Source organism: Saccharicrinis fermentans DSM 9555 = JCM 21142 (assembly GCF_000517085.1).
In the GTDB taxonomy this organism is placed as follows: Bacteria; Bacteroidota; Bacteroidia; order Bacteroidales; family Marinilabiliaceae; genus Saccharicrinis; species Saccharicrinis fermentans.
On record NZ_KI912107.1, the window covers coordinates 4,841,844 to 4,860,262 of the forward strand.

The 18,419-nt window shown below is 38.8% G+C and carries 21 protein-coding genes, 1 tRNA gene and 3 pseudogenes; 20 read left to right on the plus strand and 5 right to left on the minus strand.

Translation table 11 applies throughout. The features are described from left to right. Positions 1–142: 142 nt before the first annotated feature. The 6 genes and pseudogenes from CYTFE_RS32055 to CYTFE_RS0119995 all read left to right on the plus strand — a co-directional run. Positions 143–409: pseudogene (locus CYTFE_RS32055) on the plus strand (CHC2 zinc finger domain-containing protein); the annotation flags it as partial. Between the two features lie 28 nt (positions 410–437). Next, entirely contained in the window at positions 438–641 is a 204-nt protein-coding gene (locus CYTFE_RS0119975; protein WP_027473262.1) for a hypothetical protein, read from the plus strand. 74 nt (positions 642–715) lie between these two features. Continuing rightward, positions 716–964, plus strand: a complete 249-nt coding sequence (locus CYTFE_RS27430; RefSeq protein ID WP_235208297.1) for an integrase — start codon at positions 716–718, stop codon at positions 962–964. A 321-nt stretch (positions 965–1,285) separates the two neighbouring features. Beyond that, positions 1,286–2,104 carry a hypothetical protein gene (locus tag CYTFE_RS0119985; protein ID WP_044213945.1) on the plus strand — a complete coding sequence of 273 codons (819 nt, stop codon included), beginning with the start codon at positions 1,286–1,288 and terminating at the stop codon, positions 2,102–2,104. Positions 2,105–2,110: 6 nt separating this feature from the next. Further along, on the plus strand, positions 2,111–2,692 hold the full coding sequence (locus CYTFE_RS0119990; RefSeq protein ID WP_027473264.1) for a hypothetical protein: 582 nt from the start codon (positions 2,111–2,113) through the stop codon (positions 2,690–2,692). Positions 2,693–2,708: 16 nt separating this feature from the next. Then, positions 2,709–3,035 (plus strand): hypothetical protein, encoded by a 327-nt coding sequence (locus CYTFE_RS0119995; RefSeq protein WP_027473265.1) that lies wholly within the window; start codon positions 2,709–2,711, stop codon positions 3,033–3,035. 39 nt (positions 3,036–3,074) lie between these two features. On the opposite strand, the gene CYTFE_RS27435 is transcribed toward CYTFE_RS0119995, so the two are convergent. Then, positions 3,075–3,353, minus strand: a complete 279-nt coding sequence (locus CYTFE_RS27435) for a hypothetical protein (protein WP_052343323.1) — start codon at positions 3,351–3,353, stop codon at positions 3,075–3,077. A 33-nt stretch (positions 3,354–3,386) separates the two neighbouring features. On the opposite strand from CYTFE_RS27435, the pseudogene tnpA reads away from it, so the two are divergent. Together tnpA and tnpC are read left to right on the plus strand one after the other, a co-directional pair. After that, positions 3,387–3,557, plus strand: a pseudogene (gene tnpA / locus CYTFE_RS31300) (IS66 family insertion sequence element accessory protein TnpA); the annotation flags it as partial. Between the two features lie 144 nt (positions 3,558–3,701). Then, positions 3,702–4,555: pseudogene (gene tnpC, locus CYTFE_RS27440) on the plus strand (IS66 family transposase); the annotation flags it as partial. A 284-nt stretch (positions 4,556–4,839) separates the two neighbouring features. On the opposite strand, the gene CYTFE_RS0120015 reads toward tnpC, so the two are convergent. Next, positions 4,840–4,913, minus strand: a tRNA-Ala gene (locus tag CYTFE_RS0120015). Between the two features lie 285 nt (positions 4,914–5,198). On the opposite strand from CYTFE_RS0120015, the gene CYTFE_RS0120020 reads away from it, so the two are divergent. Both CYTFE_RS0120020 and hflX read left to right on the plus strand, forming a co-directional pair. After that, on the plus strand, positions 5,199–5,879 hold the full coding sequence (locus CYTFE_RS0120020) for an energy transducer TonB (protein ID WP_027473266.1): 681 nt from the start codon (positions 5,199–5,201) through the stop codon (positions 5,877–5,879). Positions 5,880–6,014: 135 nt separating this feature from the next. Then, positions 6,015–7,253: a GTPase HflX gene (gene hflX / locus CYTFE_RS0120025; protein WP_027473267.1), complete on the plus strand. Its 1,239-nt coding sequence runs from the start codon at positions 6,015–6,017 to the stop codon at positions 7,251–7,253. Between the two features lie 20 nt (positions 7,254–7,273). Here the strand turns inward: hflX and pbpC are convergent, their stop codons facing one another. Further along, entirely contained in the window at positions 7,274–9,619 is a 2,346-nt protein-coding gene (pbpC, locus tag CYTFE_RS0120030) for a penicillin-binding protein 1C (RefSeq protein ID WP_044262947.1), read from the minus strand. 347 nt (positions 9,620–9,966) lie between these two features. Here pbpC and CYTFE_RS0120040 point away from each other — a divergent pair, with 347 nt between their 5' ends. From CYTFE_RS0120040 to CYTFE_RS0120085, 10 genes are all read left to right on the plus strand, one after another. Continuing rightward, entirely contained in the window at positions 9,967–10,344 is a 378-nt protein-coding gene (locus CYTFE_RS0120040; protein WP_027473269.1) for a YccF domain-containing protein, read from the plus strand. A 10-nt stretch (positions 10,345–10,354) separates the two neighbouring features. Then, the gene (locus CYTFE_RS0120045; RefSeq protein WP_027473270.1) at positions 10,355–10,795 is read left to right on the plus strand and encodes a DUF417 family protein; all 441 of its coding nucleotides are present in this window, start codon (positions 10,355–10,357) and stop codon (positions 10,793–10,795) included. A 22-nt stretch (positions 10,796–10,817) separates the two neighbouring features. Further along, on the plus strand, positions 10,818–11,399 hold the full coding sequence (locus CYTFE_RS27445) for an LOG family protein (protein ID WP_044214177.1): 582 nt from the start codon (positions 10,818–10,820) through the stop codon (positions 11,397–11,399). A gap of 58 nt (positions 11,400–11,457) precedes the next feature. Then, positions 11,458–12,669: a DUF4271 domain-containing protein gene (locus tag CYTFE_RS0120055; RefSeq protein ID WP_027473271.1), complete on the plus strand. Its 1,212-nt coding sequence runs from the start codon at positions 11,458–11,460 to the stop codon at positions 12,667–12,669. A 35-nt stretch (positions 12,670–12,704) separates the two neighbouring features. Further along, on the plus strand, positions 12,705–13,457 hold the full coding sequence (locus CYTFE_RS0120060; RefSeq protein ID WP_027473272.1) for a uroporphyrinogen-III synthase: 753 nt from the start codon (positions 12,705–12,707) through the stop codon (positions 13,455–13,457). 74 nt (positions 13,458–13,531) lie between these two features. Then, positions 13,532–13,951, plus strand: coding sequence for a ribonuclease P protein component (locus CYTFE_RS0120065; RefSeq protein ID WP_027473273.1), 420 nt, complete (start codon positions 13,532–13,534; stop codon positions 13,949–13,951). After that, the gene (yidD, locus tag CYTFE_RS29635; protein ID WP_081736051.1) at positions 13,929–14,186 is read left to right on the plus strand and encodes a membrane protein insertion efficiency factor YidD; all 258 of its coding nucleotides are present in this window, start codon (positions 13,929–13,931) and stop codon (positions 14,184–14,186) included. The genes CYTFE_RS0120065 and yidD overlap by 23 nt, the downstream gene beginning before the upstream one ends. A gap of 77 nt (positions 14,187–14,263) precedes the next feature. Then, complete coding sequence (gene rbfA / locus CYTFE_RS0120075) at positions 14,264–14,602, plus strand: 30S ribosome-binding factor RbfA (RefSeq protein WP_027473275.1); 339 nt, start codon at positions 14,264–14,266, stop codon at positions 14,600–14,602. A 5-nt stretch (positions 14,603–14,607) separates the two neighbouring features. Next, entirely contained in the window at positions 14,608–15,435 is an 828-nt protein-coding gene (locus tag CYTFE_RS0120080; RefSeq protein WP_027473276.1) for a class I SAM-dependent methyltransferase, read from the plus strand. Between the two features lie 18 nt (positions 15,436–15,453). Then, positions 15,454–16,686 carry an ABC transporter permease gene (locus CYTFE_RS0120085; RefSeq protein WP_027473277.1) on the plus strand — a complete coding sequence of 411 codons (1,233 nt, stop codon included), beginning with the start codon at positions 15,454–15,456 and terminating at the stop codon, positions 16,684–16,686. Positions 16,687–16,755: 69 nt separating this feature from the next. On the opposite strand, the gene dusB is transcribed toward CYTFE_RS0120085, so the two are convergent. Together dusB and CYTFE_RS0120095 are read right to left on the minus strand one after the other, a co-directional pair. Then, positions 16,756–17,751, minus strand: coding sequence for a tRNA dihydrouridine synthase DusB (gene dusB / locus CYTFE_RS0120090; RefSeq protein WP_027473278.1), 996 nt, complete (start codon positions 17,749–17,751; stop codon positions 16,756–16,758). Next, the gene (locus CYTFE_RS0120095) at positions 17,751–18,353 is read right to left on the minus strand and encodes a TlpA family protein disulfide reductase (RefSeq protein WP_027473279.1); all 603 of its coding nucleotides are present in this window, start codon (positions 18,351–18,353) and stop codon (positions 17,751–17,753) included. Before CYTFE_RS0120095 ends, dusB begins: the two co-directional genes overlap by 1 nt. Between the last annotated feature and the right edge of the window lie 66 nt (positions 18,354–18,419).

Below are 18,419 nucleotides of genomic sequence, written 5' to 3' on the forward strand. Positions count from 1 at the left end.
TTTCAGCGATGGAAATAAGCGAGATAAAACAACGGCTTCCAATACTCACTGTTCTGCAGCATTACGGGTTAAAGCCCGACCGAAACAATCACATAAAATGCCCCTTCCATGAGGACGATAAACCGAGGAGGACGATAAACCGAGCTGCCGTATCTATCCCGATACAAACACTTTCCATTGCTTCGGCTGCAATGCTACAGGCGACCAGATAGAATTTATTGAGAAATACGAAAAATGCAGCAAACATGAAGAGATACTAAAAGCCAAGCAACTTTGCGGAATCTCTGAACCGATAAAAACGGAGAAACCAAAATCAACACCAGTAAACGGAACTGAGATTTTAACCAAATCCTTTACCCATTTTGCAAGAAGCCTAAACGCCAAACCGAAGTTTTTTAATACAGATTGAAGAAAGTCAGAAGCATGAAGCTCAGGTAATGGAGCACCAAGGAAAAGTAGCAGCCGGATTAATCGATTTTAAAAAGTATGAGCAAAATATCAATCTCTTAAAAGCTTGTCAGCTACTGATAGAACCAATGGAAGTACTGATACCCTTTGCCCCAAAACTGGAACTGCCACCCCATGTATTTAAGAAGATGCGCACCAAGAACCATTATTTAACCCTAATAAAAGCAATGTAAGAACTTTAAAGCTTCAGGCAAACCAAATACTACCAATCAGAAATTATATCGAAGTTTTTAAACCAAAACCGTTCATGTTCCCAAGTAAAAAGCAAAGTGATATGATTTGCAATATCGTTAGCCAGGTTAAAAAACAAAACCCTGAAATTACTGACAGCCGACAAATTCGCACCAGCGTTATTATGAACTGGCTAAAATCACACAATATCCGACAAGTACAGTACATGGCAGGTCATAAAAGCATCAGGAGTACCGAACAATACAGACAACAAGATTTATGCGATTTAGTAAAACAACTTGAAATGTTCCATCCCTTAAAATAAACCTTCAAAAGCTGATTAAAGAAAATAACCCACAATCCAACACGCCCCACAGGTCAAAAAATCCCCGCTTCTCGTACCTCTAAGCTTGCACGGTCTTTTTTTGCCCTTCCCCTACACCAGCCCTTCTGTTTTATTTTCTGTCATAGTTTTTGTTTCACCGCACAAGCAGCCCATTGCTTTTTCTTTTTCAATTGAAAATAAAAAAGCTACTTTTAGGCTTTAAGAAAATAAGAAAACGTTCTTTGAATTAGGTTGTTTGGCGCGTGCGAGGAAGTTTATTTTTGGCTTTACTGGTTTCGATATTGTTTAAATAACCCGCTGTTGTATACCGACCCGAGCGGGTACAAGTGGGACTGGAACTGGTTAAATCCCGTGCACTGGATGAGCGAGGGCATGCAGTGGATTAACGACAACACCAGCGGGCTGAGACAAACAATGACAGATATCGGCGTGCCGGACTTTGGCGTGGGAATAAACAGTAACGGGAATACCTTCCATTATGTCGGAAACGGCGGTAATATCTACCATAACCAGCTGGGGAACGATTATGCAGGAGCGGTAAACAGCGTCATCAATGATGCGAGGTTTGCAATGGATGTTGCCCAATCGCAAGGAGGTAGCCTCGGAGGCAGTTTTGTTGATGGGTTTGTAAGTGGAGCAGCGGCAACTTGGGAAGGCATAAAAGCACCATTTACCTCTTGGAAGGGATATGGAGAATCTGTGTTGAATGGGCTTACACTAGGAATGTATGGTCAAGTTCAAATGTACAATAGCTTATATCAGGTTGGTAAAGGGATACCAAGTTATACAGCAAATGATTATGCATTTGGTGCAGGTTTTGTTGCTGAAAAAGGGCTGGAGATAGTATTACTAAGGAAAGCATCCCAAGTTAATCCTTTTGGTATTAATAATGGTTATGGTTTTAAAATAGGTAGAACGGAGTTTATGTATGCTAACCCCAATGCTGGTGGTGGGATGATATTTTCATACAAATCATTATCAGGAGGTAAATTTAGGTTAGACTATCATGGATTTGGATCTAGAGGTAGAACAACTCATTTTCATTCAAACTATTGGGGTTATTCAAATTCTCCGCACAGGAGTATTAATCCATTTTATTTTGGGCAACCAATTAAATAAAAAAGGATGGAGTTTTATAATGTTGAACTAAGTAAGGATATCAAATCGTTATGTGTTGAAGATTTTGACATTAATATTTGGTATGATGCAAATCGTATAAAAAATATTCTAAAGTGCTTATTTTTTAATAATGACACAATCTTCTTCTCGTTTAGGCGAGAAGAAGACTTAACTAGTGACAAAGAGCTAGAACGACTTAGGATTAGTATTATTGAAACATTTAATAAATATGGGGAGTATGTTTTTTTGAAGAAGTTAGATGAAGCTCGTTTTGATAGTGTAGCTAGAATTGATGTAAGTGATTTTACCTTTGAATTTATGTTTGATATTTGGAAGTATTTTTATAGTTGTACATTTTTTATTCCTACAGAAGGATTTTCTTTTTCAGATTATATTTCTTTTCAAAAGAAAATTAAATTTCAGGATAAAGGTGGAGAGAAGTTGCTTAGTAAAAGATATTCTGATTTTGGATGTATAAAGGGACTTGGGGGAGATAGTTTAATTGTAAGCTATCGAAAGGACTTTCAACTTCCCGATTTAAAAAAGGCTGCATCAGAAACACCTGATATTAATCAAGTTTTTAAATAGTTGATTTCAAGTTTATATGAGCAAGATTTGTATTGTAAGCCTTTTGTTATTTTGCTTTGTGGCAGCGAAGGCACAAGAGAAATTAAAGCTTGAAGAAAAAGTAGCTACAGATGTTTGTGATTGCTTGGGGCAATATGATATAAAACAAAGTGAACAGGTGTTTAAAACCTATATGGACACTTGCTTAGTCAGAGCCGTAAACAAAAACAAGAAGACCATTGACGAAATGGTAAAAAAGGATATGAGTTCTAAAACCGAATATCAAAAGGGGCAAGAGTTTTTTACTTATAAAGTAGCTCCCATTCTCTATAATAGATGTAAATATATTTTGGAACTTAAGTAATAGCAGAAAAGCCTGGCAAGTCCAGGCTTTTTTTATGCTTTAAAATTTAGCTTTCCCATCAAGTAAATCCTTCATCCGCTTTTTAGTTAGCATAGAATTAATAATTTTTATAAGTGCGTTTTTCTCGTCTTCATCGAGTTGGTTAATAAGCATTAACTGCTCATTAAGTTCGTGGTTTTCTAATTCTACTACACTATTTTCATTATCGTTTAAAAGGTTGTCAGCACTTACTGTAAATACCTTCATTAGCCTTTGTACAATATCAATAGAGGGCAGTAAATGGTAAGTCTTCGGTCTTTCACATATTGCGACCTTCATACTAGAGCTGTTTCTTTGATGCAAAAAATGAGGATGACATTCACAACATTTAAGCGTTTGTATAAAGATTACCAGGAATCAGGTTTGAACATAAAAGATTTCTGTACCAACCAAGATTTGGCTCCTTCCACTTTTTACTATTGGCGAAATAAATTGGAAGAGGCATTAGCATATGAGCCAGATAGCTTTGTTCCACTAGAATTTGACAGTAATCCCTTAGCGACGAATAACCAATCGAGTCCATCTATCATCAAGAGTAAGCCTACTTTAAATAATGATGCTCCCATTGAATTCCTATTTCCCAATGGCACCAAGATGCTACTAAGGGATAATATAAACACGCAAGTATTAAAAACAATTGTTCTAAAATCTGATTATATTCAGGTTGACGAAAGTACCATTCCGGTTATTAGCAACGAAAAGCACAAAAGGCTTATCTGTGGATGGTTCGATCAGTAATGAATAACTTGGTTTTTTTTCACTACGACAAAGGCTCCCGAGCACAAAAAGTGATACTTCCTTTATTAAAGGATTTTCAGGGAGCTATTCAAACCGATGGATATCAGGCATATTCAATCTATTAGCAAAAGAAAGGTGTTTTGCTTTTGGGTTGTTGGGCTCATGCGCGCAGGAAATTCTCCGAAAGTCTAAAAGAAGACAAAACGGGGGCTGAATACGCATTGGCACAAATTGCTAAAATCTATCAAGTTGAGCAAATGGCCACCGATCAGAACATGAATTACAAGCAAAGAGCTGAACTGCGAAAGCGCTTGGCTTATCAAATCATGCGTGCTTTTGAAAAATGGATCGAAGGCTATTACCCCAAAGCGCTACAAGGAGGAAAGATGAGTAAGGCGCTGGCTTATACATACAATCTTTTCCTACGCCTGTCTCGCTATCATCTTGATGGCCGATATTTGCCCGATAATAACGGAGCTGAAAATGCAATTAGGCCGTTAGCAGTTGGAAGAAAAGGCTATCTCTTTTGTGGCAACCGTGATGCCGCAGAAAATGCAGCAATTATGTACTCACTACTGGGATGCTGCAAAGCCAGTGATGTAAATCCTCGCGAATGGCTTACAGATGTATTTTCTAAGATTGCGTTATACAATAGCAATTATGATTTAGACTTGGCTGATCTTTTGCCGCACAATTGGAAAAAGTCTAATAGTTGTCAAAATACTCCAAAAAACACCCACTAATTTCGATTAATTCCAAAAGATTCCAGTAAAACTTAGAGAATCCCAACGCTCCAATCGACATCCGGATTGGAGCATTTTTTTATTTTGCAATATGTAGCAGACCGCATATTTACTTTGTATTCCCATGTCCGCCACCAAATTCACATAATTGTTTAGATAGTGTTTTTAATTTTTGAATATTCTTTTTTGTAAAGAAATTACGGATCCTATATTAATATTTGTCGATCATAGTAAACAAAAAAAGCGCCCGAGGTGGAAGCCCCCGAACGCCTTGATCTTCAATGTGGAGAATATCGGAATCGAACCGATGACCTCTTGACTGCCAGTCAAACGCTCTAGCCAACTGAGCTAATCCCCCATCATTTTTTTGCGATGCAAATATAGTATTTTTTTTTAATGTCTAGTATCTATTTGTGATGTTTTAGTGTAAAATACTTTTGTTGAGTGTATGAATAAAAGTTAAAATGCCTGATATTAAATAAATACAGCAATTATGCTGAAAAAAAGAAATAAAAAAATGGGAGTTTTATAATAAAGTCCTATTTTTATGCACTCAAAAATTAATCGTTTTACTTAGATTTAAAAAATAATTGATTAACCGTGTAAAAATGGTTATCTTTAGGCACCAAAATTTAATTTAATTATGGAAGTAAAAAAGTCGCCAAAAGCAGATCTTGAAACCAAAAAGCCGGTTTTCATGCAGATCGGTTTGGTAGTGGTTTTGGCTATTGTCCTGATTGCCTTTGAGTGGTCAACCACCGATGTGGATGCCAGTCAGTTTAATATGATGGACGAAGTTGAAGCGGAGGAGGAAATTGTTCCTATTACCAGACAAGAGGAAGTTAAACCACCACCACCACCACCACCACCAAAGGTTACAGATGTATTGAACATCGTGGATGATGATGTTGAGATTGATGAAGAGCTTGACATTGAGGATACTGAGATTGATGAAGATACCGAGGTGGAATTTGACATCACTCTTGAAGAAGAGGAGACTGATGATGCACCAGTATTCTTTATTGTGGAAGAAATGCCGCAATTTCCTGGAGGTGACACTGAGCTAAGGAAGTACATTGCTCAGTCGGTTAAATATCCTGTTATTGCTCAAGAGAACGGTATTCAAGGACGTGTGTATGTTCAGTTTGTTGTGGGTACTGACGGTGGTGTTACCCAAGTGAAAGTAGCACGTGGTGTTGATCCAAATCTGGATAAAGAAGCTATACGTGTGGTGGAGTCCATGCCTAAATGGAAACCAGGAAAACAACGAGGTAAAGCGGTAAAAGTATCTTATACTGTACCTATCAATTTCGTATTGCAATAGATATTATTGTAACTATATTTCAAGAGGCATCGTTAGATGCCTCTTTTTTTTGCCTTTATTTTTAATGCTAAATCATATTTCTAAAAAGCGTATCTTTGCGTGGTTTACGAGTAGTACTAAATTTGTATAGTTTTAATGGGAGAACAGATATCTACACATCAGGAATTGGAAAAAGTTATATTGGTTGGACTCAGAACGCCAGGTATTACTGAAGCGCTCTTGACCGAATATTTGGATGAATTGGCCTTTCTGGCTGAGACAGCCGGTGGAATACCGGTGAAGAGATATACGCAAAGTCTGCCAATGCCCGATAATAAAACCTTTGTAGGAAGAGGTAAGTTGGAGGAAGTGCTGGAAGGTGTTAAAGTATATGAGGCAGACTGTGTTATTTTTGATGACGAATTGAGTCCGTCTCAGCTAAGGAACCTGGAAAGTATATTGAAGATTAGAATTCTGGATAGGACGAATCTGATTCTGGACATTTTTGCCAAGAACGCTAAGACTGCGGCCGCTAAGACGCAGGTTGAGCTGGCCCAGTATCAATACCTATTGCCAAGGCTTACCAGAATGTGGACCCACCTTCAGCGGCAACGTGGTGGTATGGGGATGCGTGGCCCCGGAGAAAAAGAGATTGAAACTGACCGTAGGATTATACGCGATAAGATAGCAAAGCTTAAGCTGGATTTGGTAAAGATAGATAAGCAAAAGTCCACACAACGAAAAAATAGAGGTAAAATGGTGCGTGTGGCTTTGGTGGGATATACCAACGTGGGAAAGTCTACCCTGATGAATACCATTAGTAAATCGACTGTGTTGGCCGAAAATAAGTTGTTTGCCACACTGGATACCACAGTGCGTAAAGTGGTGGTGGGGAACCTTCCTTTTCTGGTGGCAGATACTGTGGGTTTTATTCGTAAGTTACCTCACCATTTGGTTGATTCATTTAAGTCTACTCTGGACGAGGTGAGAGAAGCTGATATCCTAGTGCATGTGGTAGATATCTCTCACGCAGGGTTTGAGCAGCAGGTGGATATTGTTAATCAGACTTTACAGGAATTGGATAAGACCGAGAAAAAGATGATAATGGTCTTTAATAAAATGGATGCCTTTACGTATACGCCTAAGGATGATGACGACCTTACACCTATGGCTCAGGAAAATTATTCTTTGGAAGATCTGAAGAAGAGTTGGATGGCCAAAGGACTGGATACGGTATTTATTTCTGCCAAAAACAAAGAGAATTTAAATGAATTTAAGGAATTGATATATAATGAGGTAAGAAAAATTCATACAGCGCGTTTTCCGTATAATGATTTTCTTTATCCCAACATTAGCTTCGATGACTTAGAGATGGAAGATGGCGGGGAATCCTAGTGTATGTCATAAGATGCAAGTTACTCGTCACTTCTTCCCGCACAATATATATTTTTTTGTAGGATATTTCCTTGTTCATCTATTAAGGTGATTCGATGTTTGCCAACAGTAGGTTGAATGGTCATTTGGTGAACAAAGCTTGTTTCTCCCAGAAATTCATGATCCATGTGCCAATATATGGTGGCGTTGGAATGGTGATGTGCAACTTTTAATACCACGGCCTGAACTTTTCCATCCATACCTATAGGTAGGTACAGTTTGTTGGTGTTTTGTGGGTAAATAAACTCCATGACTCTGTCTTCTGTGTCTGCACAGCTAGGATGTAAGGGGGGTATTGGCTTGTATAATGGGTGCTTCCTACGGTAGTACCATTCCATTACCGGTGGCAAGGAAAACCATTTCTCGTGTTTCATTTGACTAATAGGGTAGCAGGCTGATTGAACCCGAAAGTGCTTTGTCTCGTCCAGATGTATAAGTTGGTGGTATGGACATAATTTCCCTTTGCTTCCTTGTGATGGTATATAAGCGGTATCTGCTTTGCAATAAGGCCCTGCTTTGTAGCCCGACTCTTTGCAGATGGTTGTTTTTATCATGTCGTCGTATGGTGGTTGAAACCAGCTTGTGGGGGGTAGGTGTCGAAATATATCGAACATGATTGGTCCGGCTGTCATTCCGCCAACAATGCCGGGGCGACCTTCTCCTGTGGCGTTGCCAACCCATACACCCACCACATATTCAGGTGTTATACCTACAGCCCATGCATCGCGGTAACCAAAACTGGTACCTGTCTTCCAGGCTATTTTCCTGCTTGAGGAGAACATTTGCCACCCCGCTTCTTCCACCGGGCGCACCACACTGGTTAGTGCTTTAAATGTTTCATAACTGGCTCCTGCACCATAAACCTCATAAAAATCAGATAGTTGGCCTGGATCTATTTTTTCGTCTTGAAATAAAATAGGAGCATGAAATTCTTTGGAGTAGTATAGACTATTGTTCTTGGTGTAGTTCACTAAGTTTCGGGCCATGGAGGCATAGGCGCCAGATAGCTCAAAGAGCTTGGTTTCAGCCCCTCCCAGTATTAGTGAAAGCCCGTAGTAGTCGGGAGCTGATTTGATAGTGTTTAATCCTGTTTTTTGAAGAATAGAGCAAAAACGACCAATGTCGTAATCCTTGAGCATGCGTACAGCAGGGACATTTAACGAACGACTCAATGCTTCGTCGGCTTTTACTGCTCCCGAATATGTGCGGTGATAGTTTTTGGGTGCAAAATTCTCATAATAGGTAGGTATGTCTGCAATCAGTTGTTGGGGTAATAAAATGCCATCCTGTAAGGATGCAGCATATAAAAAAGGTTTTAGTATGCTGCCCGTGCTGCGGGGGGCTTGAATGATGTCTACCTGATTTTGATGGTTTTTATTTTTTATGGGCGTTGTGTTTCCGCAGTATGCCAGTACTTTGCCTGTCTTAACCTCCACAACGATAGCTGCTGCATTGTGTATCTCGTTTGAACGTAGTTTTCGATGATGTAGGTCAATTGTTTGGTTTATTCTTTGTTGTAAAAGATAGTTTACTGTGAGGTGGTATATTTTGCCCTCTTTTTGTTTTCTGCAATAATCTAATAGATGAGGAGCTAGTTGAGGTAAGGCATAAGGGTGCTCAGGTATGGGTTCTTGTAGTGCTAGTTGATAGGTGGTTGAATCTATTTTTCCTTTGTTGTACAGTTTTTTTAGCAGTCGGTTTCGTTTTTGTAGTAATAAAGAGCGGTTTTTGCCGGTATGTATGAGCCCAGGAGCGTTGGGTAGTACTGCAAGCATCGCACTCTCGGCCCAAGAAAGAGCCTGCGGAGGTCGCTGAAAGTATCGCCAGGCGGCGGCTTCAAGTCCTATCACATTTCCTCCAAAGGGTGCATGTGTGGCATAAAGATGTAGTATCTCCTCTTTTGAGTGGGTGAGTTCCAGTCGCAATGCTTGTATTGTTTCAATTCCTTTGCTCCACAGCGTTCTGTTTCGTTGGGTCGCCAGCCGAATTACTTGCATGGTTATGGTACTGCCTCCGCTAACTACTTCCCCCTGTTTTATGTTTTGTATAAGCGCACGTGAAATAGAGACGGGATTGACCCCGGGATGAAAGTAGAAATATTCGTCTTCAAATAACAATAGGCTTGTTGTGAATTTAGAAGGAAGCGAGTCTCCTTGCGGAAAGCGCCATTGTCCATCGGTGGCTATGTGAGCACCTATTAGCTCATCGTTTTGTGCATATATCACGGTAGAATAGTCTACCTCAAATAAGGGAAAACGAATAGAAAACCCAAATAATATAAGTAATAGTGTTAATATGGAAAAATAGATATAGTATTTTTTCTTCATATGTTTATATTTTTCTTTCAAGGGTTATATGGAGCTTGCCGAATCTAACCACCCTTCTGTGTGTGAATCTGCTCTCATGGCCCGTTTTCATATACTCTAATTTATTTTTAATGGCCTTGTGGAGTTCAGCAATATTTATCATCTACCGATGAACGAACAATATTCTCAAGGTTTGTTTTATATGCTTGATAATAGAGAATATGGAAAAATATGTTGAAATATTAAGGCTGTGAATATAATAATAGATTGTCAAATGAAGAATGTTATTTTTTTAATCTTCATAAATTCTTCTTGTCATGTTGAATAAAATAATAGCATTTATTCCTATATTCGACATTAAAAAATAAATGAACTTTCTAGGTAATTTAATCTGGTTGATATTCGGTGGGTTTATGATTGCGTTGGAATATCTGGTGGCCAGTGTAATATTAATGATCACTATTGTTGGTATTCCCTTTGGTCTGCAAACGCTCAAGCTCGCAAGTCTGGCTTTTTGGCCCTTTGGTCGGGAAGCGGTTCCTGCACAGCGCTCCAATGGATGTCTGTATGTATTGATGAATGTGATTTGGATATTGGTCGGAGGCATTTGGATAGCGCTTTCGCATGTTTTCTGGGGATTGGTTCTCTTTATAACTATTATAGGAATACCGTTTGGGAAACAACATTTTAAGTTGGCCTCTGTTGCATTAACCCCTTTTGGAAGGGATGTAAGATATAAACACTAATTTTCTATGGATGAAAAACTTTATAAGCATACAATTAAAGGCTGTGGGCATTTTTTTATTGCGTTATGGTTTAGGGCTGGTATTAATATGGTTAGGATACCTGAAATTTAAAAATGCAGAGGCCGAATATACGCATCAGCTGATATCCGGAGGTTATTTGTCAGTGGTGCTTCAGTATTTAACGCCTTATGTTTTAAATCATATTGTGGCCTATTTTCAAATGTTGGTAGGTTTGTCTATTCTGATGAAACCCATATTCCGAACATTGTCGTTTTGGGGAGGTTTGATGGCAGCCATCATGTTTTTATTTAGTATATCCTTTTTGCTTACTTCATCGGTGGTATGGGAAACAGGATATGGTTTTCCGGAGCTATCTAAAGTGGGGCAAACCATACTGAAGGATGTTGTTTTGTTTGGTGCTGCGGCATGGTGTGTGGGCGATAGTATGTGAAGCGAAGAAAAAATAATATAAAATGGGTAAAAAAGTATGTGTTTTCTGTGCGTCCAGTTCAAAGATAGATCGAGTATATATGGATGCCGCAGTTGAGTTGGGGAAAGTGTTGGTGAAAGAAGGTTTGGGTATCAAATATGGTGGTGGAGGCCTTGGCTTAATGGGTGCTGTAGCTGATAGCGTGCTTGCTTGTGGTGGTGAGGTTACGGGTGTTATTCCTCGTTTTATGGTTGAAGTAGAGTGGGAACATAAGGGAGTAAAAGATATGGTGCATGTGGATACCATGGCACAGCGAAAGGAGCTCTTGGTCAAAGAGGTGGAGGCTGTTATTACGCTTCCGGGTGGCACAGGTACGATGGAAGAACTGTTTGAAGTGTTATCTAGTAAAAAATTAGGGTTGTTTAATAAGCCGGTGGTGCTTTTGAATACCAAGGGCTTTTTTGATCCTCTCATACAGATGATTCGCAAAATGATTGACCAAAATTTTATGCGAGAGGAGCACGGAACGCTTTGGACGGTGATAAATGAGCCGGGAGATGTGATGAAGGCAATAAAGAATAGTAGAAAATGGCCAGATGATCCGATGAAAATAGCGACTTTTTAAATGTTTGTGGATTTATCATTAAACCAAACAAATTATTATTTTTGGACAAAAATTTTGAATGGAAAACATAAGTATCAACCATATTATACTATACCAGGATTCGGCAAAAGTGAATAGTAAAACTATTTCCATTGAGATACCGACCGAAAATCAGGTTAAAGTTGATGCTCCCCAGACGGTGGCCGAAATTCCTGCGGTTCCGAAACGTTTTCAAAAAACGCAAAAAACAAACCAGCCTTCGAAGAAGATTTTTATACCCTCGGTAGAGGATTCCATTGCCTTTAATTTAAAAACCCGGGTGAGACAGGAACAAGGGATACTCAGTAATACGGTGGTTCGTGATTTTCTGGATCCCATGCCTCAAAGCAACAAGTTGTGGGTGATGCCTGGTGTGCGTCGTGATTCTGTTACTTATCAAGTGAGCGTGACGGAATCCAAACTGGCCGACGAGGATGTCACGACTGATAACACAGTTAGTGTGTCGCAAGCAGATAGCTTGAAGCCTCTTGCCATCGCAGATACGATCATGCAGGAACATGACGTTGTGTCGGGGGAGCGCATTGATCAAAAGGAATTGGTAACAGAGACGGCTGTGCGAGAAACCGAGCACCAGTTTTTTAGGGAGAAGGGATATGCCAAGGATGTGCTAACGGGTCTGTTGATATTGTCGGTGACTATAGCAGGTGTGATACGTTTGGCTAATTACAGATATATGCGAGAGCTGTTTTCCTCCGTAATATTTAGTCAATTTGCACGTAAAATGATAAAATCAGAGAGTCTTAGAAACCAAAAAGCTGCTTTTGCCCTCAGTGGACTCTTTTTGTTTAATACCTCTCTTTTTATTTATGAATATGTCAGTTATCATCAAGTAAGTACTATACTTAACAAAGGTTTGCTGTTGATTCCTTTGGCTATGGCAGTGATTTTTGGCTTTGGTTTGGTGAAGGGGCTCTTGTATCGTCTTGTGGCTTATGTGTTTGACTGTAAAAGTGAAACGTCGGAATATATTTTCTATATGAGACTCCATGATAAGATCTTTGGATTGGTGATGATACCTGTTATCCTAGTTATACCATATATTGATGTGAGTGGGCTGCCAGCACTGTTTAATTTTGGGATAGGAATCTATGTATTATTGTATTTGGTACAATTATTTAGAGGTTTTGCAATTATTTTAAAAAATGTGGCATCATTATTTTACATGTTTTTGTATCTTTGTGCCCTAGAAATTTTACCTTTAATTATTATGTATAATATACTAATTGATTAGGTATTAGCAGCAGTGAAATTAAAATAAACAGCGTTTTGAAAATAAAAAGAATACTGGTTTCCCAGCCAAAACCTCAAACAGAAAAGTCTCCTTACTTTGAATTGGCAGATAAAAACAATGTAAAAATTGATTTTCGTCCTTTTATTCAGGTAGAGAGTGTACCTACTAAAGAGTTCCGCGCACAAAAGGTAAGTTTACTTGATCACAGTGCGGTAATCTTTACCAGTAGAACTGCTATCGACAACTACTTTAGAGTTGCTGAAGAGATGAGAATCACTGTTCCTGACTCTATGAAGTATTTTTGTATTTCCGAGGCGACTGCCTATTATTTGCAAAAGTATATCGTTTATCGTAAAAGAAAGATTTTTCATTCTACCGGTAAGTTCCAGGATTTGATCGAGGTGATAAAGAAGCACAAGGATGAAACTTACTTGGTCCCTCTTTCTGATATTCATAAACAGGAGATACCTGATTTATTGGATAAAAATAAAATTAATTATTCCAAAGCTATTCTTTACCGGACAGTGAGTAGTGATTTGAGTGACTTAAAGGACATCAACTACGATATCTTGGTATTTTTTAGTCCTTCAGGTATAGCGAGTCTACTTCAAAATTTCCCAGGATGGGATCAAAAGGAAACTAAAATTGCTTCCTTTGGTCCAGCTACGGCTAAGGCCGTCAAAGAAGCAGGCTATAGATTGGATATTCAGGCACCTATGCCTCAGGCACCATCTATGACCATGGCTTTAGATCAGTTTATTAAAAAATATAATAAAGCCCAAAAGTAAACCAGGTATATTCATATCATATATAAAGGGCATTGAAAAATGCCCTTTTTTTCGCTCAATAACTAAGTTTAAGAATGCCCCAACCATCGTTTCAATTTCCTAAAAAAGATAAATTATGCAGCCACTCGGTAATTGAAGAGTTGTTTGCCCAGGGCACTTCTTTTGTTTGTTTCCCGTTTAGGATTATCTATTTACCCATGACATTGCCGGAAGATGTATCGGCGCAAGTTATGTTTAGTGTATCCAAAAGAAGATTTAAAAGAGCTGTACATCGGAATTTGTTAAAACGTAGGTGTCGAGAGGCCTATCGATTAAATAGAAGTTGCTTTATACATTACTTGGAGGAATCGGAGCAACAAATTGCCTTTGCAATGGTTTATATATCTGGAGAAAAGTTATCCTATGCGGTTATTCGTAAGGGGATGATAAAGGCCTTGAAAAAATTTAAGGATCATTTAAGTAAAAATAATAATGAACATCCAGTTACTGAGTAAGTTATGGGATTGTATCCGTATGACTCTTGTTTTTGTTTTAATCATTCCTATTAAAATATATCAATGGACTATATCGCCATTGTTGGGTGCTTCGTGTCGATATACGCCAACATGCTCAGCATATAGTATACAAGCTTTAAAAAAACATGGGCCGATAAAAGGAAGTTATCTGGCCATAAAAAGAATATTAAGTTGTAATCCTTGGGGAGGTCATGGGCATGATCCTGTGCCATAGTATACAAGGTATTATTTTAAAATCGTAACTGAAAATAATTATAAAAAGATTATTTTCGTGTGTTAAATTAGATAACTATGGAAACTACCAGACAAAAGAAGATATCGAGGTTGTTACAGCGTGAGTTAAGTGAAATATTTTTACGTGAAGCCAAACCATTAACCTTGGGCGCGATGGTGTCTGTTTCAAAAGTGAGGGTGTCTCCTGACTTGGGGTTAGCCAAAGCTTATATCAGTATTTTCCCTACCGATAAAAAGGATGATATTTATAAGGAAATAGACAAGGGCACCTCCGGAATACGAAGACACCTGGGTATGAGAGTGGGTAAACAATTGAGGGTGGTACCGAATTTGCAATTTTTTGTGGATGATTCGTTAGATTACATTGATAATATAGACCGTTTGTTAAAAGAATAGTGGCCATGCAGTACGATCCTATAAAAAAGAGCCTGGGCAAGGTTTTTAACCAAGCGCCCTTTTTGCGAATATTTTTTTACAAACTGTTAGATCTTCTCTTATTGCGCTCGTGGCATATACGTAAGGAAATAAGAAAGTGGTCGAAAAAGGTAGCCAGTGATATACGTGTGCTGGATGCTGGTTCTGGATTTGGTCAGTATGTGTATTATTTGTCCTCAAAAAATAAAGGATGGCATATTACAGGTGTTGATGTGAAAGAGGAGCAGGTAAAGGATTGTAATGAGTTTTTTAGCCGGATAAAGCGACAGGATCGTGTTCAATTTCAATATGGAGACCTGACAAAATTAAGTGTGGAGGGTGGATATGACCTGGTTGTTTCGGTGGATGTGATGGAGCACATTGAGGATGATGAAGGTGTGCTCAAAAATCTTTACCAGACCATGAACCCTGGTGGAATGATTATTATTTCAACGCCCAGCGATCAAGGTGGTTCTGATGCACATCACCACGAGGCAGAGCATGATGACGGGGTTACCGGATTTATTGATGAACATGTGCGTGACGGTTACAATCTGCAAGAAATCATTCAAAAACTAAAAAAAGCTGGGTTCAAGGATGTGGATGCGCGTTATTCTTATGGATGGCCGGGGAAAATTTCTTGGAAATTATCCATGAAGTACCCTATCGTAATGCTAAATGCAACCAAGGTGTTCTTTATTCTATTGCCTTTTTATTATCTTATTACTTTTCCTTTTTCTTTTGTGTTAAATATAATGGATGTGAGAGGAAATCATAAAAAAGGTACCGGATTGATTGTTAAAGCATTTAAATAGTACGACTTCTTTGGGCTTGTGAAACTTGTATTTCAAATAGCATTAAAATTTCTCTTTGGAAAAAAATCCAAGGGTATTATTAATCTGATCTCTACTATCTCAATTGTAGGGGTAGGGGTTGGGTCGCTTGCCCTATTGGCTGTTTTGTCGGTTTTTAATGGCTTACATGGCTTAATTGGTAGTTTCTATGGTTCGTTTGATCCCGATCTTAAAATAGAGGCGGTGGAGGGTAAGTTTTTCTCTGTGGATTCACTAGATATTCAACAAATAGCCAATATGGATGATGTACGGCAAGTTTCTCCTGCAGTAGAAGATAATGCTTTACTGAAATATAACGAACGTAGGGTGACTGGCATTGTATTAGGGGTGGATTCTAGCTATAGATTGGTGAGCCAAGTGGATTCTATTATGGTGGATGGTAAATTTAATATGAGAGATAAGCAAGGCTATGGTGGTGTAATTGGATATGAGTTGGCACACCAACTGGCCATTCGACCTACCTTTATGACGCCTTTGGTTATTTATGTTCCACAACGGAATAAAAAAATCAACCTCATGCGGCCGGATGATGCTTTTAATTCGCATTATGTTCATCCTAAGGGTATTTTTATGGTAAAACAAAAGGAATATGACGCTCAGTATTTAATGATCGATATTGAGTTGGCTCGAAAGCTTTTTCAGTTTAATGATTCTGAGGTTAGTTATCTGGCTGTGGCCTTAGAAGAAGGAGCATCGATCGATCAGGTACAAGGCAAAATTAAAGATATTTTAGGAAGTGGATTTACCGTTAAAAGTATTCATCAGCAGCACGCTAGCTTTTATAAGATGATGGGGGTTGAGAAGTTGATGTCGTTTTTGATACTCTGTTTTATACTTATCATTGCTACCTTTAATTTAATAGGTACCATGTCAATGCTTATCTTTGATAAGAGAGAAGGTATTCGAACTTTAAAAAGCATAGGGGCTGATAAGAGTATGGTGACAAGGGTGTTTTTGTTAGAAGGGTGGTTGATTTCGTTGATTGGTGTGGCTGCCGGTGTGACGCTGGGGGTAATCCTGATCTTGGCTCAGCAGCATCTGGGTATCATAAAATTTGCCGGAGGTGGTAATTTTGTGGTGGATGCTTACCCTGTTAAACTTATCTTCTCTGATATCATATTGTCTTTTATTACAGTTACATTTATTGGTTTTATGGCAACACTCTATCCGGTAAAAGTGATTGTGGCTAAATATTTTGATGAGGTTAATTGATCTCCGTGTATATTATGTGTTTCTTTTGCCGTATTTAGTCATCCTATATGCCCCACTCTTCTTTATTGGCTATTCTATGAGTGAGGTGCAATCAGCATATCTTTCTTTTATTGTGTCCAGACATTCGTGAACTTCTTGTGCTGTATTGGCTCTGAGCATCTTTATTTTTAAATCTCTGAAATCACGTAAGCCCTTGAAGGTAATGGCTAAGTGACGACGCATATGAAGTATACCTCTTCTTTCTCCCAGCCATTCTGTACTGTTGTTAAGATGTTCGCGAATCATCTCAACATGTTCAGGTATTGCTGGGGTATCTAGTAGTTGCCCATGATCCAGAAAATGGCGTATCTCTCTGAAAATCCAAGGTCTGCCAATGGAGGATCGACCAATCATTAATCCATCAACACCATATCTATCTAGGTATAGTCTTGCTTTTTGTGGACTGCTAAGGTCGCCGTTCCCAATGATAGGGATATGCATTCGCGGGTTGTTTTTCACATCCCCAATTAGTGACCAATCGGCTTCTCCATTATACATCTGAGCGCGTGTTCTGCCATGGATGGTGAGTGCTTTGATACCTGCGTCTTGCAGTCTCTCGGCAACTTCAACAATGATTTTTGAATCCTCGTCCCAGCCTAAACGCGTTTTAACGGTCACTGGCAGTTTGACAGCACGTACAATTTTTGCGGTCATCTCAATCATTTTGGGAATATCCCTGAGCATACCGGATCCAGCTCCTTTGGTGGCTATCTTTTTTACTGGACAGCCGAAGTTAATATCTATTAGTTCAGGACCTGCTTGTTCTGCTATCTTAGCTGCCTCTACCATGGCTTCAATATCTTTACCATATAGTTGAATGCCTACAGGGCGTTCCTGAACGAATATCTTAAGTTTACGTTGTGTTTTCTCGATGCTGCGCACCAGTGCATCTGCAGAAACAAATTCTGTATACATCAAATCAGCACCATATTTTTTGCATAACAAGCGAAATGAAGGATCTGTAACATCTTCCATTGGTGCCAATAATAAGGGTTCCTTTCTCAGTTCTAAATTTCCTATCTTCACTATTCTGCTATTAATTTTTCTAACAATGCCTTTGATTTATCACTGTCCCATTGTGCAGCACCCTTTTTATTTACAACCACTTCTCCTTTTTTAGAGATGATATAGGTGGCCGGAATGCTTTTGGAGTATAGTAACCTGGGAATTTCGTCCATATATGTGTGTGCCGGTATGTGATATCCTTTTTTTTCGAAAAAAGCCTGTATCGTACTGCTTTTTTCGTTGCTGATTAGCACAAATTCAACTTGATTGTGATATTGTTGGTAAAGTGCATCTATGGAGCCTAACTCTGCAACGCAAGGGGGACACCATGTGGCCCATAGATTTAAAAAAATGACCTTCCCTTTTAAGTCTGCAAAGTGCTGAGTTTGTCCCTGTAAATCGCGATAGCGCCAATCGTAGTCCTGTTGGCCTAATTGTGTCTTGTTTTTCGACTCCTTGGGAGAACTCATGGTATGGCGAATGACAAATGATTTGATGCTTGTTCGTGTTGTTGGATTGATCATGGCAATCAATAAAAGCAAAAATAAAAAGTCGAGGACGATACCTGCCTTACTTTTTCTGCTTTTGTATTTATTCCATTGCAATTGTATGAAATTCTTCATGAGTCTATATTGTTAGCGAACGTTCTTTGTGCCCAAATTGTTTATATACTGGATGATTGATGTCGG

Excerpts from the sequence above, each read along its gene's own strand:
- yidD (WP_081736051.1), top strand. The coding sequence starts at position 13,929 with ATGAACATCCAGTTACTGAGTAAGTTATGGGATTGTATCCGTATGACT.
- CYTFE_RS0120080 (WP_027473276.1), top strand. The coding sequence starts at position 14,608 with ATGCAGTACGATCCTATAAAAAAGAGCCTGGGCAAGGTTTTTAACCAA.
- rbfA (WP_027473275.1), top strand. The coding sequence starts at position 14,264 with ATGGAAACTACCAGACAAAAGAAGATATCGAGGTTGTTACAGCGTGAG.
- CYTFE_RS0120020 (WP_027473266.1), top strand. The coding sequence starts at position 5,199 with ATGGAAGTAAAAAAGTCGCCAAAAGCAGATCTTGAAACCAAAAAGCCG.
- CYTFE_RS27435 (WP_052343323.1), bottom strand. The coding sequence starts at position 3,353 with ATGAAGGTCGCAATATGTGAAAGACCGAAGACTTACCATTTACTGCCC.
- CYTFE_RS0120045 (WP_027473270.1), top strand. The coding sequence starts at position 10,355 with ATGAAAAACTTTATAAGCATACAATTAAAGGCTGTGGGCATTTTTTTA.
- CYTFE_RS0120065 (WP_027473273.1), top strand. The coding sequence starts at position 13,532 with ATGCCCCAACCATCGTTTCAATTTCCTAAAAAAGATAAATTATGCAGC.
- pbpC (WP_044262947.1), bottom strand. The coding sequence starts at position 9,619 with ATGAAGAAAAAATACTATATCTATTTTTCCATATTAACACTATTACTT.
- CYTFE_RS0120040 (WP_027473269.1), top strand. The coding sequence starts at position 9,967 with ATGAACTTTCTAGGTAATTTAATCTGGTTGATATTCGGTGGGTTTATG.
- CYTFE_RS0119975 (WP_027473262.1), top strand. The coding sequence starts at position 438 with ATGGAGCACCAAGGAAAAGTAGCAGCCGGATTAATCGATTTTAAAAAG.
- CYTFE_RS0119995 (WP_027473265.1), top strand. The coding sequence starts at position 2,709 with ATGAGCAAGATTTGTATTGTAAGCCTTTTGTTATTTTGCTTTGTGGCA.
- CYTFE_RS0119990 (WP_027473264.1), top strand. The coding sequence starts at position 2,111 with ATGGAGTTTTATAATGTTGAACTAAGTAAGGATATCAAATCGTTATGT.
- CYTFE_RS0120055 (WP_027473271.1), top strand. The coding sequence starts at position 11,458 with ATGGAAAACATAAGTATCAACCATATTATACTATACCAGGATTCGGCA.
- hflX (WP_027473267.1), top strand. The coding sequence starts at position 6,015 with ATGGGAGAACAGATATCTACACATCAGGAATTGGAAAAAGTTATATTG.
- CYTFE_RS27445 (WP_044214177.1), top strand. The coding sequence starts at position 10,818 with ATGGGTAAAAAAGTATGTGTTTTCTGTGCGTCCAGTTCAAAGATAGAT.
- CYTFE_RS27430 (WP_235208297.1), top strand. The coding sequence starts at position 716 with ATGTTCCCAAGTAAAAAGCAAAGTGATATGATTTGCAATATCGTTAGC.
- CYTFE_RS0120095 (WP_027473279.1), bottom strand. The coding sequence starts at position 18,353 with ATGAAGAATTTCATACAATTGCAATGGAATAAATACAAAAGCAGAAAA.